This window comes from Bradyrhizobium sp. ISRA436 (assembly GCF_029910015.1).
Taxonomy (GTDB): Bacteria; Pseudomonadota; Alphaproteobacteria; order Rhizobiales; family Xanthobacteraceae; genus Bradyrhizobium.
Genome location: NZ_CP094519.1, coordinates 641464 through 658523, shown reverse-complemented (window position 1 = coordinate 658523; position 17060 = coordinate 641464). Strand labels below are relative to the sequence as shown.

The 17060-nt window shown below is 66.2% G+C and carries 12 protein-coding genes; 9 read left to right on the top strand and 3 right to left on the bottom strand.

What is annotated here, in order from left to right; genetic code table 11:
* The first annotated feature begins 12 nt into the window (after positions 1-12).
* The 5 genes from MTX23_RS03025 (at position 13) to MTX23_RS03005 (ending at position 5738) form a co-directional block, all read left to right on the top strand.
* Complete coding sequence (locus MTX23_RS03025; protein WP_280975164.1) at positions 13-777, top strand: class I SAM-dependent methyltransferase; 765 nt, start codon at positions 13-15, stop codon at positions 775-777.
* A gap of 36 nt (positions 778-813) precedes the next feature.
* Complete coding sequence (locus MTX23_RS03020) at positions 814-1467, top strand: ABC transporter ATP-binding protein (RefSeq protein WP_280978352.1); 654 nt, start codon at positions 814-816, stop codon at positions 1465-1467.
* Positions 1464-3923 (top strand): ABC transporter permease, encoded by a 2460-nt coding sequence (locus MTX23_RS03015; protein WP_280975163.1) that lies wholly within the window; start codon positions 1464-1466, stop codon positions 3921-3923. Before MTX23_RS03020 ends, MTX23_RS03015 begins: the two co-directional genes overlap by 4 nt.
* Before the next feature lie 178 nt (positions 3924-4101).
* A complete protein-coding gene (locus tag MTX23_RS03010) occupies positions 4102-5211 on the top strand; it encodes a lipocalin-like domain-containing protein (RefSeq protein ID WP_280975162.1) in 1110 nt (369 codons plus the stop codon).
* A 137-nt stretch (positions 5212-5348) separates the two neighbouring features.
* Entirely contained in the window at positions 5349-5738 is a 390-nt protein-coding gene (locus MTX23_RS03005; RefSeq protein ID WP_280975161.1) for an MAPEG family protein, read from the top strand.
* Positions 5739-5876: 138 nt separating this feature from the next.
* On the opposite strand, the gene MTX23_RS03000 is transcribed toward MTX23_RS03005, so the two are convergent.
* From MTX23_RS03000 to MTX23_RS02990, 3 genes are all read right to left on the bottom strand, one after another.
* Positions 5877-7067 (bottom strand): ABC transporter substrate-binding protein, encoded by a 1191-nt coding sequence (locus MTX23_RS03000; RefSeq protein WP_280975160.1) that lies wholly within the window; start codon positions 7065-7067, stop codon positions 5877-5879.
* A gap of 228 nt (positions 7068-7295) precedes the next feature.
* Complete coding sequence (locus MTX23_RS02995) at positions 7296-10469, bottom strand: multidrug efflux RND transporter permease subunit (RefSeq protein ID WP_280975159.1); 3174 nt, start codon at positions 10467-10469, stop codon at positions 7296-7298.
* Positions 10466-11650 (bottom strand): efflux RND transporter periplasmic adaptor subunit, encoded by a 1185-nt coding sequence (locus MTX23_RS02990; protein ID WP_280975158.1) that lies wholly within the window; start codon positions 11648-11650, stop codon positions 10466-10468. Before MTX23_RS02990 ends, MTX23_RS02995 begins: the two co-directional genes overlap by 4 nt.
* A 567-nt stretch (positions 11651-12217) precedes the next feature.
* Here MTX23_RS02990 and MTX23_RS02985 point away from each other — a divergent pair.
* From MTX23_RS02985 to MTX23_RS02970, 4 genes are all read left to right on the top strand, one after another.
* Positions 12218-13372, top strand: a complete 1155-nt coding sequence (locus MTX23_RS02985; RefSeq protein ID WP_280978351.1) for an iron-containing alcohol dehydrogenase — start codon at positions 12218-12220, stop codon at positions 13370-13372.
* Between the two features lie 88 nt (positions 13373-13460).
* Positions 13461-15011 carry an AMP-binding protein gene (locus MTX23_RS02980; RefSeq protein WP_280975157.1) on the top strand — a complete coding sequence of 517 codons (1551 nt, stop codon included), beginning with the start codon at positions 13461-13463 and terminating at the stop codon, positions 15009-15011.
* Positions 15012-15134: 123 nt separating this feature from the next.
* On the top strand, positions 15135-15833 hold the full coding sequence (locus MTX23_RS02975) for a DUF2270 domain-containing protein (protein ID WP_280975156.1): 699 nt from the start codon (positions 15135-15137) through the stop codon (positions 15831-15833).
* 148 nt (positions 15834-15981) lie between these two features.
* Positions 15982-16869, top strand: a complete 888-nt coding sequence (locus MTX23_RS02970) for a TauD/TfdA family dioxygenase (protein WP_280975155.1) — start codon at positions 15982-15984, stop codon at positions 16867-16869.
* Positions 16870-17060: the final 191 nt, after the last annotated feature.

The following is a 17060-nucleotide window of genomic DNA, read 5'->3' as shown; positions in this document are numbered from 1 at the left end:
CGAGGTCACGTCATGAACAGATCGATTCTTCGCCGCACCGCCGCCAGCACCGCGCTTGCGGCCATCGCGCTGCTCATCGCGCCAAATGTCCGCGCAGAGGACGCCGCGAGCCCGGATTATGCCGCGATCGTCGCCGCACCCGATCGCACGGATTCGGACCGCCTGGCCGACCAGCGCCGGCAGCCTGCCAAGATGCTCGCCTTCGCCGGGGTCAAGCCTGGCATGACGATCCTCGACATGGAGGCGAACGCGGGCTACAGCACCGAATTGCTGGCGCGCACCGTCGGTCCGGCCGGCAAGATCTACGCGCAGGACTCGGCCGACGTGATCGCGCAGCATGTGAAGGACAGGTTTGACACCCGCGCCCAGAAGCCGGCCATGAAGAACGTCGTGCATGTCGTGCGCAACTACGACGACCCGATCCCGCCCGGGGTCTCGAACCTCGACATGATCACCTTCTTCTTCGCCTATCACGACATGACCTACATGTCGGTCGATCGCGCCGCCATGAACAAGAAGATGTTCGCCGCGCTCAAGCCCGGCGGCTTCCTCGTGATCGCAGACCATTCGGCCAAGCCGGGCGACGGCGCGAGCGTCGGCAAGACGCTGCACCGGATCGAAGAGGGCACGCTGAAGCAGGAGATCGAAGCCGCCGGCTTCAAGCTGGTTGCCGAGGGCGATTTCCTGCATCATCCCGAAGACCCCAGGAACATGCCCGTCTTCAAGGCGTCGGTGCCGATCGACGAGTTCGTCCTGAAGTACCAGAAGCCGCAATGAGGCACGGCCATCGCTCCGCCTGAGAGGACCACAGAGCTGCTCCGCGTCACCGGATTGACCAAGAGCTATCGCACGACCAGCGAGAATGTCGCCGTGCTGCGCGGCGTCGATCTGGCCGTTGCGACCGGCGAGAGCGTCGCGCTAACCGGCGAATCCGGCAGCGGCAAGAGCACGCTGCTGCATCTGATCGCAGGACTGGACGCCGCAGATGGCGGCGAGATCAGGCTTGCCGACACCCTGGTCTCCGGGCTCGACGATGCCGGCCGCGCCGAGTTGCGCCGCGACCGGCTTGGCCTCGTGTTCCAGCAATTCAACCTGATCCCGAGCCTGACGGTTGCGGACAATCTCGCTTTCCAGTCGCGCATCGCCGGGCGGCACGATGCGGCATGGCACGATGAGCTGGTCGAGCGCCTCGGCCTGAAGTCCCTGCTCAAGCGCTATCCGGAACAATTGTCGGGTGGCCAGCAGCAGCGCGTCGCGATCGGCCGCGCGCTGGCGCCGAAGCCGCTGTTGCTGCTCGCGGACGAGCCGACCGGCAATCTCGACGAGGACACTGCCGACGAGGTGCTCGCGCTGGCGCGCGATCTCGTGGCGCGCACCGGCTGCGGCTTCCTGATGGTCACCCACAGCGTGCGGCTCGCCGCAACGCTGGACCGCCAGGTCACCCTGCATGCCGGGGTGATCGCATGAGGCGCGCGCTCTGGATCCTCGCCGTGCTGCTCAGCCATTGGCGCCGGCATCCGATGCAGCTCGCGACCCTGCTGATCGGGCTGATCTCGGCGACCGCGCTGTGGAGCGGCGTGCAGGCGCTGAACCAGCAGGCGCGCAACGCCTATGACCGCGCCGCCGCCACCTTCGGCGGTTCGCGCACCGCGATGCTAGTAAGCAAAGACAGCGCGACATTCCCGCAAAAGCTGTTCGTCGACCTGCGCCGCGCCGGCTGGCCGGTGTCTCCGGTGCTGGAGGGCCGCGTCCAGATCGACGGGCGCAGCTATCGCCTGCTCGGCGTCGAGCCGGTCACCTTGCCGTCCGAGGTCGGCAACGCGCCCGCGATCGGCAAGGCCAGCCTGCAATCCTTCGTCACCCCGCCCGGCGAAATGCTGGTGGCGCCGGAGACGTTGCGCGACCTCGGCCTCACCGGTGGCGCGCGGCCGCAGGCGAACGGCATGGCCTTGCCTCCCTTACGCGTGCAGCCGGAGCTCGCGCCCGGCGTGCTGGTCGTCGATATCGGAATCGCGCAAGAGATCCTGAAGATGCCGAACCGGCTGTCGCGGCTGCTGATCGGCAAGTCCAAGACGCCGCACGCGGCGTTGCAGAGCGTGGCCGGCGACAAGCTCCGGCTGGTCGAGCCGAGCGCGGAGACCGATCTTGAACGGCTGACCGATAGCTTTCACCTCAACCTCACCGCCTTTGGCCTGCTGTCGTTCTTCGTCGGCCTGTTCATCGTCAACTCCGCGATCGGGCTCGCCTTCGAGCAGCGGCTGCCGATGCTGCGCACGCTGCGCGCTTGCGGCGTGTCGGCACGGATGCTCAACACCGTGCTGGTCGTCGAGCTGGTGTCGCTGGCGCTGATCGCCGGCCTGATCGGCCTGGTCTGCGGCTATTTCATCGCGGCGGCGCTGTTGCCCGACGTCGCCGCCTCCTTGCGCGGGCTCTATGGCGCGCAGATCCCGGGCCAGCTTTCGCTCAAACCCGTTTGGTGGTTCGCCGGCATCGCCATCAGCATTCTGGGCGCGTTGGCCGCGGCGGCCGCGAGCCTGACCAAAGCAATCCGGATGCCGGTGCTGACGTCGGCGCAGCCGCAGGCGTGGCGGCAGGCGCAGCGGCGCTGGCTCATGATCCAGAGCGCGGCGGCGATCGCGGTGTTCGCGGTGGCCGGCGGCCTGATCTGGTTCGGCGATTCCCTGCTCGCCGGCTTTGCGGTGCTCGCCGCGCTGATGCTCGGCGCGGCGCTGATCCTGCCGATGATCCTGGAGATCGCGCTCTCGCTTGGCGAGCGCAGCGCGCGGCGCCCGGTCGGCATCTGGTTCTGGGCCGACAGCCGCCAGCAATTGTCGGGCCTGTCGCTGGCATTGATGGCGCTGCTGCTCGCGCTCGCCGTCAATGTCGGCGTCGGCACCATGGTCAAGAGTTTCAGCCGCACTTTCCTGGTCTGGCTCGACGGCCGGCTCGCGGCCGACGTCTACATCAATGCCGCGAGCGACGCGCAGGCGACCAAGATCAAGGCGTGGCTGCGCGAACGCCCGGAGGTGAAGGCGATCCTGCCCGGCGGCCGCGCTGACACCAAGTTCGGCGGCGCGCCGATTGAGGTGCTCGGCCTGCCCGACCAAGCGACCTATCGCGACAACTGGCCGCTACTCGAGAGCACGGCGAATGCGTGGATCCGCTTACGTCCCGGCGACGCCTGCTTCGTCAGCGAACAGCTGTCGCGGCGGATGAAGCTTAGCCTCGGCGACCGGATCTCCGTGCCCACCCCCGGTGGCGACTGGCCGCTTGAGATCGTCGGCATCTATGCCGACTACGGCAATCCCAAGGGCCAGATCGCGGTCAACTTCGCCGCGCTGACGCGGCACTTCCCGCAGATACCGATGACCCGCATCGGCCTGCGCGTCGCGCCGGGCAAGATCGCGCCGCTGATCGCAGCGCTGCAGCAAACATTCGGGCTCGACGACCGCAATGTCGCCGACCAGGCGACGATGAAGGCGGAATCGAAACGGATCTTCAACCGCACCTTCTCGGTGACCGCGGCACTCAACGCCTTCACGCTCGGGGTTGCCGGCGTGGCGCTGTTGACCAGCCTGCTCACGCTCGCCAATTCGCGGCTGCCGCAGCTCGCCCCGCTGTGGGCGATCGGCCTGACGCGGCGGCGGCTCGCCGCGCTCGAACTGTTGAAGACCATGGCGGTCGCGCTGATCACCGCGCTGTTCGCGCTGCCGCTCGGGCTATTGGTCGCCTGGTGCCTGCTTGCGATCGTCAACGTGAAGGCGTTCGGCTGGCGGCTGCCGTTCCACGTGTTCCCGCTGCAGCTCATCGAGCTGCTCGCGGTGGCGCTGGTCGCAGCGCTCTGTGCGGCGGCGCTCCCCGTGGCTAGACTGGCACGCATGGAGCCGGCGAGCCTGATCAGGATCTTCGTCAATGAGCGCTGAGATCGGATGAGAGCAGGTTGCGGCCGCGAGGAGGTTATGTTCCCTCTCCCGCTTGCGGGGGAGGGTCAGGGTGGGGGTCTCACCACGAGTGATATTGTGGAGAGAGCTCCCACCCGTATCGCATCTTCGATGCGATACGGCCTCCCCCGCAAGCGGGAGAGGCGAAGCGAGGTTGCGGATGCGCCGATTCATTCGACATAGAGTCGTCGCTAACCGCGCCGTCACACGTCGCGCCTTTGCCGGCGGCGCGCTGGCGCTCGGCCTTGGCGGCAAGAGCTTCGCGCAGGGCTTTGCCGGCCTTGGCGAGAGTGCCGATGGATTTGCCGCGGTCACGCCGGGCAAGCAGTTCACGTTCCCCGCCGATCACGGACCGCATCCAGAGTTCCGGATCGAGTGGTGGTATGTGACCGCGAACCTGTCGGATACGAGCGGCGCGGCCTATGGCGTGCAGTGGACCTTGTTTCGCCAGGCCATGAAGCCGGGCGGACCGGTCGAGGGCTGGGCCAATCAGCAGGTCTGGATGGGCCACGCGGCGGTGACCAGCGCGGCGACGCATCGCTTCGGTGAGAGCTTTGCGCGCGGCGGCGTCGGCCAGGCCAATGTCGAGGCGACGCCGTTTCAGGCCTGGATCGACGCCTGGAAGATGCGCGGGCTCGACGGTTTCGACGCGCAGACCGTCGCACCGCTCGAGGTGAAGGCCGCGGCCAACGATTTTAGCTACGCGCTGCGGCTGCAGGCCGACCGGCCGCTGGTGCTGCAAGGCGACCACGGCTACAGCCGGAAATCGGACCGCGGGCAGGCCTCCTACTATTACAGCCAGCCGTTCTTTGCCGCGTCCGGCACCATCACCATCGACGGCAAGCCGACCGACGTCACCGGGCAGGCCTGGATGGACCGCGAATGGAGCAGCCAGCCATTGGCCTCCGACCAGACCGGCTGGGACTGGTTCTCGCTGCATCTGCCCGGCAACGAGAAGCTGATGCTGTACCGGCTGCGGCAGAAGGACGGCCGCGAAAACCTGCTCGGCAACTGGATCACATCCGACAGCCGCTCCGCGGAGATCGCTGCCGCCGGCAACAGCATCACACCGACCGCCACGACCGAAATCGGCGGCCGCACGCTGCCGACCTCGTGGCGCATCACCCTTCCCGCGCGCGGCCTCGCCATCGACACCACGCCGCTCAATCCGAAGAGCTGGATGGGAACCAGCTTTCCCTATTGGGAGGGACCGATCCGCTTTGCGGGCAGCCACGCCGGGCTAGGCTATCTTGAGATGACCGGCTACTAGGATCGGCGGTTGCGGCGCGGCTTTCCGAAAAACCGTGCTCTCGCGACTGGCGAAGCGAAAAATGGATTCCGCGGTCACACCGGCCCCTGCAGCCGCGTCATGCTATGGAGCCAACGGAATGAGAGGAAATGCCCGACATGTACCACTACACAGCCATCGTCACCTGCCTTGCCGTCGCGCTGCACTTCTTCTTTGCGACGCAGGTCGCGCGCGCCCGCATCCGCTACGGCGTCAAGCTGCCGGCGATCACGGGCAACCCGGATTTCGAGCGCATCTACCGCATCCAGATGAACACGCTGGAATGGATGCCGATCTTCCTGCCGTCGCTATGGCTGTTCGCGATCTATGTCGGCGACGTCGCCGCCGCTGCCATCGGCGCGATCTGGACCATCGGCCGCATCGTTTACTTCATCGGCTATCGCGAGGCGGTGGCCAGCCGCACCCCCGGATTCGCCATCCAGGCGATCGCAGCGATCATTCTATGGATCGGCGCGCTCGGCGGTGCGGTGTGGCGGCTCGCGCATTGAGAGTAGGAGGGGCGAGGGGAACTCTTCACACGTCATTCCGGGACGGCCCGCAGGGCCGGACCCGGAATCTCGAGATTCCCAATGCACAATCGCGCATTGGGAATCGATGCTTCGTATCGTCCGGAATGACGCTACGCATCACTTCGTCAGCGGACACCCGCTTTCCTTGGCCGTGAAGAACGCCTGGTCGCCGGGCACCACGGCGAGCTGCTTGTAGTAGTCCCACGGCTTCTTCGATTCCGAGGGCTTCTTGACCTCGAACAGATACATGTCGTGGACCATGCGGCCGTTCGCCAGCACCTTGCCCTTGGCGAAGGCGTCGTCGACCGGCAGCTCTTTCAGCTTCTTGGCGACCGCATCGCTGTCCTTGGTACCGGCCGCCTTCACGGCCTTTAGATAGCTCAGCGTCGCCGAGTAGGTGCCGGCATGGATCATGCTCGGCATGTGACCGGTGCGCTTGAAGAAGCGCTCGCTGAAGGCGCGCGAAGCGTCGTCGTGATCCCAGTAGAACCCTTCGGTGAGGATAAGGCCCTGGGCTGCCTCGAGCCCGAGGCCGTGCACCTCCGACAGCGTCATCAGAAGGCCGGCCAGCTTCTGGCCGCCCTTGACGATGCCGAATTCGGCGGCCTGCTTGATCGAGTTGGTGGTGTCCAGGCCGGCATTGGCGAGCCCGATGATCTTGGCCTTCGAGCTCTGCGCCTGCAGCAGGAAGGACGAGAAGTCCGACGAGTTGAGCGGCACGCGAACCGAGCCGACCACCTTGCCGCCCTTTGAGGCGACGATGTCGCTAGTGTCCTTTTCCAGCGCATAGCCGAAGGCGTAGTCGGCGGTCAGGAAGAACCAGGTGTTGCCGCCGGCTTCCGTCAGCGCGCCACCGGTGCCGACCGCGAGCGCACGGGTATCATAGGCCCAATGGAAGCTGTAGGGCGTGCAGGCATCGCCGGTGATGCGCGAGGTCGCCGCGCCGACCACGATATCGATCTTCTTCTTTTCCTTCGACAGCTCCTGCACCGCGAGCGCCACCGACGAGGTGGTGAGCTCCGTGATCATGTCGACGTTCTCGACCTCGTACCAGCGCCGCGCGATCGCGGTCGCGAGGTCGGGCTTGTTCTGATGGTCGGCGGTGACGATCTCGATCTTCTGGCCCAGCACCTCGCCACCGAAATCCTCGACCGCCATCCGCGCCGCCTCGAGCGAATATTTGCCGCCATAGTCGGCATAGACACCGGACTGATCGTTCAGGATGCCGATCTTGACGCCCTGCGCCGATGCCGGCGCCACAAGCAACAGGCTGCACGCCGCGACGGCGGCCAGAAATCCCGATTTCATATTTATGGTCTCCCAGCAGTTTCTATCAGGAAAAATCGGCGCAACCTTATTTTATAACCCGGCGGCTGCCCATCTCTTTCGGTTCAGCCAATAGTATGGCCCCTTGTCATTCCGGGGCGCGCGCAGCGCGAGCCCGGAATCCATCGGGCCGCACGCCTCCGTGGAGAAATGGATTCCGAGTTCGCCGCGCCGCGGCGTCCCGGAACGACGGCGGCGGGTCGAGCGTACCTAACCCGCCGCGGATGCCGTCTTCGCTGCCGGCTTCCCTTCTTTCTTCCCTTCCGCGAGGTTGCGCACCACCATGTAGAAGATCGGGGTGAAGATCAGGCCGAACAGCGTGACGCCGAGCATGCCGAAGAACACGGCGACACCGACCGCCTGGCGCATCTCCGATCCCGAGCCCGTCGATACCACCAGCGGCAGCACGCCGAGGATGAAGGCGAACGACGTCATCAGGATCGGCCGCAGACGCAGGCGGCACGCCTCGATCACGGCCTCCAGCCGCGGCCGGCCCTCGAGCTCGATGTCGCGCGCGAACTCGACGATCAGGATCGCGTTCTTGGCAGCCAATCCCACCAGCACCACGAAGCCGATCTGGGTCAGAATGTTGACGTCCTGGCCCATGATGCGCACGCCGATGGTGGCCGCGAACAGGCACATCGGCACGATCAGGATCACCGCAAAGGGCAGCGTCCAGCTGCCATATTGCGCGGCCAGCACCAGATAGACGAACAGCACGCAGATCGGGAACACGTAGAGCCCGGCACTGGCGCCGTTGACCTGCTGGTAGGACAGGTCGGTCCACTCATAGGCGAAGCCCGACGGCAGCGTCTCGGCCGCGAGCTTCTTCATGATGTCGATCGCGGTCGCCGAGCTGGTGCCGGGCAGCGTGTCGCCCTGCAGTTCGGAGGAAGGATAGAGATTGTAGCGCGCGACGCGGTCGGGGCCCGAGATGTCCTTGAAGTCGACGACGCTGCCGAGCATCACCATGTCGCCATTGGCATTGCGGGTGCGCAACCTTGCAAGGTCGGTGGTCTCCTTGCGGAACGGCAGGTCGGCCTGCGCGGTGACGTGATAGGTGCGCCCGAACAGGTTGAAGTCGTTGACATAGGTCGAGCCGAAATAGGTCTCGATCGTGTCGGTGACGTTGGCGATGGGAACGCCGAGCTTCTGCGCCTTGACGCGGTCGATATCGACGAACACCTGCGGCGTGTTGGCGGTGAAGGTTGAGAACACTGATGTCAGCCCCGGCGCCTTGCGGGCGGCCGCGACGAGTTCATCGGTGGCCGAGGCGAGGAGCTGGGCACCCCGGCCCTGGCGGTCCTGGACGCGCATCGCGAAGCCGCCGCCGGTGCCGATGCCGGGCACCGCAGGCGGTGGGATCACGATGATGAAGGCGCCCTGGATCGATGCGAGGCGCTTGCGCAGCTCATTGGTGATCTTGGTCGCGGTCTCTCCCTTCCTGGCCCGCTCCTCCGGTTCGTCGAACACCGGGAACAGCGCCGCGGCGTTGCTCGCCTGGGTTCGCGTCGCACCGGAGAAGCCGGCAAAGGACGGCACGCGGACGACGCCGGGCACCTCGAGCGCAATGCGCTCGATCTCGCGCACGACCTCCGTGGTGCGCTGGAGCGAAGCCGCGCCGGGCAACTGCACCGACACGATGACGTAGCCGCGGTCCTGCGCCGGGATGAAGCCCTGCGGCGTGGTGGCGAGCAGCCATCCGGCGCTGCCGATCAGCGCCACATAGACCAGCAGCATCACCACCGAGTGCCGGATCACGAAGGCCGCCGCCGCTGCATAGCCGTGCGACAGCCGGTCGAACACACGGTTGAACAGGCCGGTGAAGGCCGACCAGCCGCGTGCGATCACGTTCCAGCGCGCCGCCGGCCGCCTCTCCTCATGCGGAACCAGGATCTGCGAGGCCAGTGCCGGCGACAGCGTCAGCGAGCAGAAACAGGAGATCGCGGTCGCGACCGCGATGGTGACAGCGAACTGCTGGAAGAACTGCCCCGAGATGCCGCCGAGAAAGGCGGTCGGCACGAACACCGCGCACAACACAAGCGCGATCGAGACCAGCGCGCCGCCGACCTCCTCCATGGTCTTGAGCGCCGCTTCGCGCCGGCTCAGGCCGTGCCCGAGATGCCGCTCGACATTCTCGACCACCACGATCGCGTCGTCGACCACGATGCCGACCGCGAGCACGAGGCCGAACAGCGACAGATTGTTGATGCCGAAGCCGAGCGCGGCCATCGCCGCGAAGGTGCCGACCAGCGACACCGGGATCGCGATGATCGGGATGATCGAGGGCCGCCAGCCCTGCAGGAACACCAGAACCACGACGACCACGAGGATCATCGCCTCATAGATGGTCTTGATCAGTTCGTGGACCGACTGGGCGATGAACTCGGTCGGGTTGTAGCCGATGTTGTAGTCGAGGCCCTTGGGGAAGCTCATCTTGAGCTGCGCCATGGTGTCGTAGATGTGCTTGGCGGTCGCGAGCGCATTGGAGCCCGGCCGCTGCGTCACTAGCAGCGCCACCGCGGATTTCTTCAGGAGGAAGCTGTTGGTGGTGTAGGCCAGCGCACCGAGCTCGACGCGGGCGACGTCGCGCAGCCGGACGGTGCGGCCGTCATTGCCCGCCTTGACCACGATGTCCTCGAACTGGGAGATGTCCTTGAGGCGGCCGGTGAAGGCAAGGTTGGGCGAAAAGGCGCGGTCCGCGATCGGCGGCTCCGCGATCTGTCCGCCGGCGATCTGCAGGTTCTGGGCCCGGACCGCCGCGATGACGTCGCTCGAGGTCATACCGAGATTGGCGATCTTGTCGGGATCCAGCCACAGCCGCATCGAATAGTCGCGGGCGCCGAACATCTGGATGTCGCCGACGCCGTCGAGCCGCAATAGCTGGTCGCGCACCTGCAACAGCGCATAGTTCGAGATGTAGAGCTGGTCGAACGTATCGTCCGGCGACAGCATGAACACGACGAGCAGGATGTCCGGCGAGTTCTTGCGGGTGACGACGCCGTTGCGCTGCACTTCCTCGGGCAGTCGCGGCTGCGCGATCGCGACGCGGTTTTGCACCAGCACCTGGGCCTTGTCGAGATCGGTGCCGAGCTTGAAGGTGACGGTGATGGTGAGCTGGCCGTTCGAGGTGGCCTGGCTGTACATGTACAGCATGTCCTCGACGCCGTTGATCTCCTGCTCGATCGGGGCGGCAACCGTGTCGGACACGGTCTGCGCCGACGCACCCGGATATTGCGTGGTGACAGTGACGGTCGGCGGCACAACCTGCGGATATTCCGAGACCGGCAGCGTGGTATAGGCGATCGCGCCCACGATCAGGAGCACGATCGACAGCACCATCGCGAGGATGGGCTGGTTGATGGAAAGCCTGCCGAGATTCATGGCTTGGCACCTGCCGGGGGCTTGGCACCATCAGTCGCTTTTGCGATTTGCGGGGTCACCTTGGCGCCGACGCGGGCGCGCTGGATGCCGTCGACGATGACGCGATCTTCCGCCTTGAGGCCCTCACGGATCACCCGCAGGCCGTCATCGAGTGGCCCGAGCACGACCGGCCTTGCCTCCACCGTGTTGTCGTCCTTGACCACGAACACGATCTTGCGCGACTGGTCGGTGACGATCGCGGCATCAGGAATCAGCAGCGCCTCATAGGGCGACGAACCGATGATCCGGACGCGCCCGAACTGCCCGGGCAGGATCGAGAGATCCTTGTTCGGGATGATGGCGCGGCTGCGCAGCGTCGCGGTCGAGACGTCGAGGCGGTTGTCGAGGAAGTCCATCTTGCCTTCGTGCGAGGGCTTGGTCTCGCCGGTCAGCGCCACCTGCACCGGGTTCGGCGTGTCGCGCGAGCTCGGCCGCTTGCCTTCGAACCAGAGCTTGCTGTTGCGCTGATAGGTCGCCTCGTCGACGTCGAAATAGATGTAGATCGGATCGAGCGACACGATCGAGGTGAGCAGCGTCGCGCCGCCCTCGCTGCCCTGCACGAGGTTGCCGGGCGTCACGAGATGGCGGCTGACGCGGCCGGTGATCGGCGCCAGCACGTGGGTGAATTCGACGTTGAGCTGCGCGGCCTTCAGCACGCCCTCGGCCTGCGTCTCGGCCGCGTGAGCCGCCTGCAAGGCTTGACGGCGCTGGTCGACGACCTGTTCGGAAACTGCATTGGTCTGGACCAGATTCAGCCCACGGTCGAGTTCGCGCTTGGCAAGCTCCGCCTTGGCGCGCGCATCCGCCAGCTGCCCCTCCGCCTGCAGCGCGACCGCTTCGAACGGACGCGGGTCGATGGTGTAGAGCAAATCGCCGGCGTGGACGATCGCGCCGTCCTTGAACTCGACGCTGTTGACGAAGCCGCCGACGCGGGCGCGGACCTGAACTTCCTCGATCGCCTCGAAGCGACCGGTGAACTCGTCCCAGTCGGTGACCGTGCGCTTGACCGGCTGCGCGACCGTCACCGGCGGCGGCGGAGGCGCCGCGGCCTGCGATTGCGCCTTGTCATCGCAGCCGCCGAGCGTCAGCGCGAACAGCAAGCCGATCGGCGCAAGGCCGCGCCATGCGGTACGGTGAATCAAACGGCGCTCACGGCCGGTCGCCGGAGCTGGACGCCCCGCTCTGTCAGTCGCACTCAATTCCGTCTCCCCAAGGACTCGAACGTCGCAAATGAAATTGCTGTGATTCGACGAAAGTGGATTGCCGCTACGTCGCCGCGGCGGACGCCTCAGATGTGACTGCTCCCCAGTCTGTTCAAGATGGCGGCCGGATCAAGCAAAATAGTGGCGCATTCTGAACGCTTTACGACACTACCCGAATGGGCAGGATCACTGCTCCATCATGCCGCGATCCGCCGGTGCCGGGACAAGCAACCTGTTCGGCGACGGCCGACCGCCTCAAGCCGTTTCGCGCACTGGCGGCAGGCCTTGGCATTGAGTTGCCCGACGACGCAAGCCCCCGCAACCGGAGCGACAAGTAAACGCAAGACTCGGACGCATCGCGCCGCGAGAATGCGGATTCGTGAGTCACGGGGAACAGCACGAGCCCACGACGCCCAGCAGCAGTCCCTGATGACGATCGCAATTTCCTCCGCTAACCTGCTGCCAACAGCCGCCAACAAGGGCGGCGCATCGAGGGAGGACAGGCGCGTGCATCGAGGCCGTGTCGTATTCGGCGCCATGGACGAGGTGGTCTTCGGGCGCCCGGCCCGTGAGGCCATCGTCGAGCAGTTGGACCGGCTTGGCGCGCAGCGCGGCTTCCTGATGGTGTCGGGCACGCTGAACCGCGAAACCGACGAGATCGAGAAGATCCGGAACGCGCTGGGATCGCGCTGCGTCGGCGTCTTCGACAAGATGCCGGCGCACACGCCGCGCGCCGCCGTGATCGCAGCGACCGGGCAGGCCCGCGCCGCGAGGGCCGACCTGATCGTCACCGTCGGCGGCGGCTCGATCACCGACGGCGCCAAGGCGGTGCAGCTTTGCCTCGCCAACAACGTCACCACGTCGGACGGCATCGACGGTATCCGCACCCGCGGCGGCGTTTCGCCCGAGATGGAGGCGCCGACCGTGCGCCAGATCAGCGTGCCGACCACGCTCGCCGGCGGCGAGTTCTCCTCGATCGCCGGCGTCACCAACGAGGCCAAACGGCAAAAGGAGATGCTGCACCATCCATTGGTGATGCCGCGCGCCACCATCCTCGATCCCGAACTGTCGGTGCACACGCCGGACTGGCTGTTCCTGTCGACCGGCATCCGCGCGGTCGATCATTGCGTCGAGGGCATCTGCTCGCGCGAGGCGCATCCTCACGGCGATGCGCAGGCGATCAAGGGCCTCGAAATGCTGGCCCACGGCCTGCCGCGGGTGAAGGCCGATCCGAAGGACATCGACGCGCGGATGGATTGCCAGATCGGCACCTGGCTCTCGACCGGCCCGCTCGCCTCCGGCGTGCCGATGGGCGCGAGCCACGGCATCGGCTACGTGCTCGGCGCCGAGCATGACGTCCCGCACGGCTACACGTCCTGCGTGATGCTGCCGGCGGTGATGCGCTGGAACAAGCGCGACAACGCCGGCCGCCAGGCGCTGGTCGCAGCCGCCATGGGCCATCCGGGCGAGGACGCCGGCGACGTGCTCGACCGATTCATCCGCGACCTCGGTATGCCGCGCAGCCTGCGTGAGGTGCATGTCGGCCCCGAACATTTCGACCGCATCGCGGCGCAGGCGATGCGGACACCCTGGGTGCCGCGCAATCCGCGCAAGATCGACGATCCGTCCCAAGTCCGCGAGATTCTGGTGATGGCCGCCTAGCGCGTTTTCGAGCGGAGTGGACACCGGTTCGCGCGAAGAAAACGCGTCAAAACAAGAATCTGGAGCATCACGGGGGAAACGGAGTTCGATGTACACCGGCAAGCATGCTTATCTGCGCCCGCTGCAACCCGCCTTCATCATGGCCGGGACCGGCGAGATCGTCACCTATCGCGAGTTGGAGGCGCGTAGCAACCGCCTCGCGCACCTGTTCCGCAACCGCGGCCTGAAGCGGCTCGATCACTACTCGATCTTCATGGAGAACAACAACCGCTACCTCGAGGCCTGCGGCGCGGGCGAGCGGTCCGGCCTGTACTTCACCTGCGTCAATTCCTTCCTCACCCCCGGCGAGCTTGCCTACATCCTCACCAACAGCCAGTCGCGCATCCTCATCACCTCCAAGCTGAAGCTCGACATCGCGCGCGAGGCGCTGAAGGAATGCCCGCACGTCGAGTTCTGCATCGTCGTCGACGGGCCGAGCGAAAGCGACCGCATCGTCGGCTTGCAGGAGGCCACGGCCGGCCTGCCGATCACTCCGATCGCGGACGAATATGCGGGAACGGCGATGCTTTATTCCTCCGGCACCACCGGCCGGCCGAAGGGCATCCTGCGGCCGCTCCCGGAGCAGCCGCCGTCGCAGAACCTGCCGCTGTTCGATTTTCTGATCAAGCTCTGGCACTACCGCGAAGGCATGGTCTATCTGTCGCCGGCGCCGCTCTATCACTCGGCACCTCAAGCGGCGGTCAATCTCACCATCCGCATGGGCGGCACCGCCGTCATCATGGAAAGCTTCGATCCGGAGCGTTACCTCGAGTTGGTCGAGACATGGGGCATCACCCACAGCCAGCTCGTGCCGACCATGTTCTCGCGGATGCTGAAGCTGCCCGAGGAGGTCCGCCGCCGCTACGACCTGTCGTCGCTGGAGGTCGCGATCCATGCCGCCGCGCCCTGCCCGGCGCTGGTGAAGGACGACATGATCAAATGGTGGGGCCCGATCATCCACGAATATTACGGCGCCACCGAAGGCCTCGGCTTCACCGCCTGCAACAGCGAGGAGTGGCTCGCGCATCGCGGCACCGTCGGCAAGGTGCTGCTCGGCGACCTCCATATCCTCGACGAGAACATGAAGCCCTGCCCGAAGGGCACGGCCGGCACCGTATGGTTCAAGACGGCGACACCGTTCGAATATTTCAACGATCCCGCCAAGACAGCGGAGGCACGTTCGGCGGACGGCAGCATGAGCACGGTCGGCGACGTCGGCTATGTCGACGACGACAACTTCCTCTATCTCACCGATCGCGCCACCTTCATGATCATCTCAGGCGGGGTGAACATCTATCCGCAGGAATGCGAGAACCTGCTGATCACCCATCCCAAGGTCGCCGACGCAGCCGTGTTCGGCGTACCCAATATCGATCTCGGTGAGGAGGTGAAGGCGGTGGTGCAGCCGATCGAGGGCATCGCGCCCGGACCGGACTTGGCGGAGGAGCTGATCGCGTTCTGCGCCAAATCGCTGTCGCGGCAGAAGGTGCCGCGCTCGGTCGATTTCGAGGCCGAGCTGCCGCGGCTGCCGACCGGCAAGCTCTACAAGCGCCTGCTGCGCGACCGCTACTGGGGCAACAAGACCTCACGGATCGTGTGACCCGGACGGCGCCGCGGGCTGGACCGATGCGGGCGGCGATGTCACAGCGCGCAACGGACTCGCCCGTCGCGCGCATTTCGCGCTATGGTCTGCAATCGCAAGCCAGCTTCGCCGGAGGCCGCCATGCCGTCGCCCCAGCCGCGCGAGCCGGAGCCGTTACAGGCCGGAAGGCTCGAATTCACCGCCGCCGAGATCGGCGCGCTCGCCCACCTCTATCGCGGCGAGGTCTACCGCAGCACGGTCTGGCGTTCCCGCCTCGACAGCTCGACCAACTGGGCGGTGGTCACCACCGGGATCGCGCTGTCGGCGACCTACAGCAGCGCGGAGGCGTCACCCTTGCCGATGGTGCTGGTCGGCCTGCTGGTCACCGTCTTCCTGCTGTTCGAGGCGCGCCGGTACCGCTACTTCAACGTCTGGCGCGCCCGTGCGCGGTTGCTCGAAACCGATTTCTACGCGCCCATGATCCGGGGCGAGGGTCCCTCGCCGAACTCGCACTGGACCGAGCTGCTGGCCAACGACTACCGCAATCCGAGGTACCACATCAGCTATGCTCGCGCGATCGGCCGGCGGTTGCGACGGACCTATGCCTGGATCTTCGCGATCCAGGCCATCGCCTATTACGGCAAGCTGGCGATCCACCCCTCACCGCTCACTGCGATGAGCGAGATCTGGGATCGCGCCTCGATCGGCCCGATTCCCGGAACCCTGGTCGTGCTGGCCGGCATCGCGTTCCATTCCAGCTGGGCGCTGTTCGCATTCATCACCCATCGCATCGAGGTCGCCGACCGGCGCAAGCGGCACAATTTGATCGCGATGGGGTGAGATGCACGGCGATGTCCCGGCGGAGGCATTACCGGCCGGAAGGCGACACGATGCCTGCTGCAAGCCAGACCCGACCGGTGCGCGCATTGCCGGGCCCGGGCCTTTCCCCTAGGCTCGCGATACAAAAACAAAAAGGGAGGATTTGCCGATGGACGTGATCCCTCTGGAGTCCGGCTTCGGCGCCGAGCTGCGCGGCGTCACGCTCGCCGACGTCGCGAGCAGTGATGCCGCCTATGCGGCGGTGCGCGCGGCGTTCGAGGAACACTCGGTGCTGGTGTTCCGCGGCCAGGAGGTCAATGACGACATCCAGCTCGGGTTCTCCCGCCGCTTCGGCCCGCCCGAGGTGACGAAAGTCGGCTCGATGGGCACCGGCTCGCACTTCGTGATCCTCTCGACCTTCGGCCCCGACGGCAAGGTGGTGCCGGCGGATCACCGGCAACAGTTGCGCGCCAAGGCCAACCAGCTCTGGCACACCGACTCCTCGTTCAAGCGCGTGCCGGCGCTGACCTCGATCCTGTCGGCGCGCATCATTCCCGAGCATGGCGGCGAGACCGAATTTGTCTCCACCCGGCTGGCGTTCGAGCGGCTCGACAAGGACCTCGCGAAGCGGCTGGAAAACTCCTTCGCCTGGCATTCCTATGCGCATTCGCGCGGCAAGGTGGCGGCGGGGCTGGCGACCTCGGAGGAGGTGGACGCGCTGCCGCCGGTGTGCTGGCGCATGGTCTGGCGTAACCCCGTCAATGGCCGCGGCGCGCTCTACCTCGCGTCCCATGCCTATGGCGTCGAAGGCATGGACGCCGAAGCCGGCAAAGCGCTGATCGAGCAGTTGACGGAAGCCGCGACCGCGCCCGGTGTCAGCTATCTGCATCAATGGAAGCAGGGCGACGTCGTGATGTGGGACAATCGCGCCACCATGCATCGCGGCCGTCCGTGGCCGGCGCATGAGGGCCGGCTGATGATCCGCACCACGATCTCGGCGACCGACGCGGACGGCGTGCCCGGTATGCGCCTGCCGACGTCGCAGGCGGCGGAGTGAGGAGATGCAGCTTCCCCGTCATCCCCGCGCAGCGGCTTTGCCGTTGCGCGGGGATGACGGGGACAGTTGGGAGTTCGCTGGATAGGCAATATCGGCGACAAACTGTCGCTGATCGCATGCGACATTGTTCAACGCGCAGCGACGCGCTGCGTCGGAACCGAGAGGAAATTCATCGCTGCAGAGCAAAACAA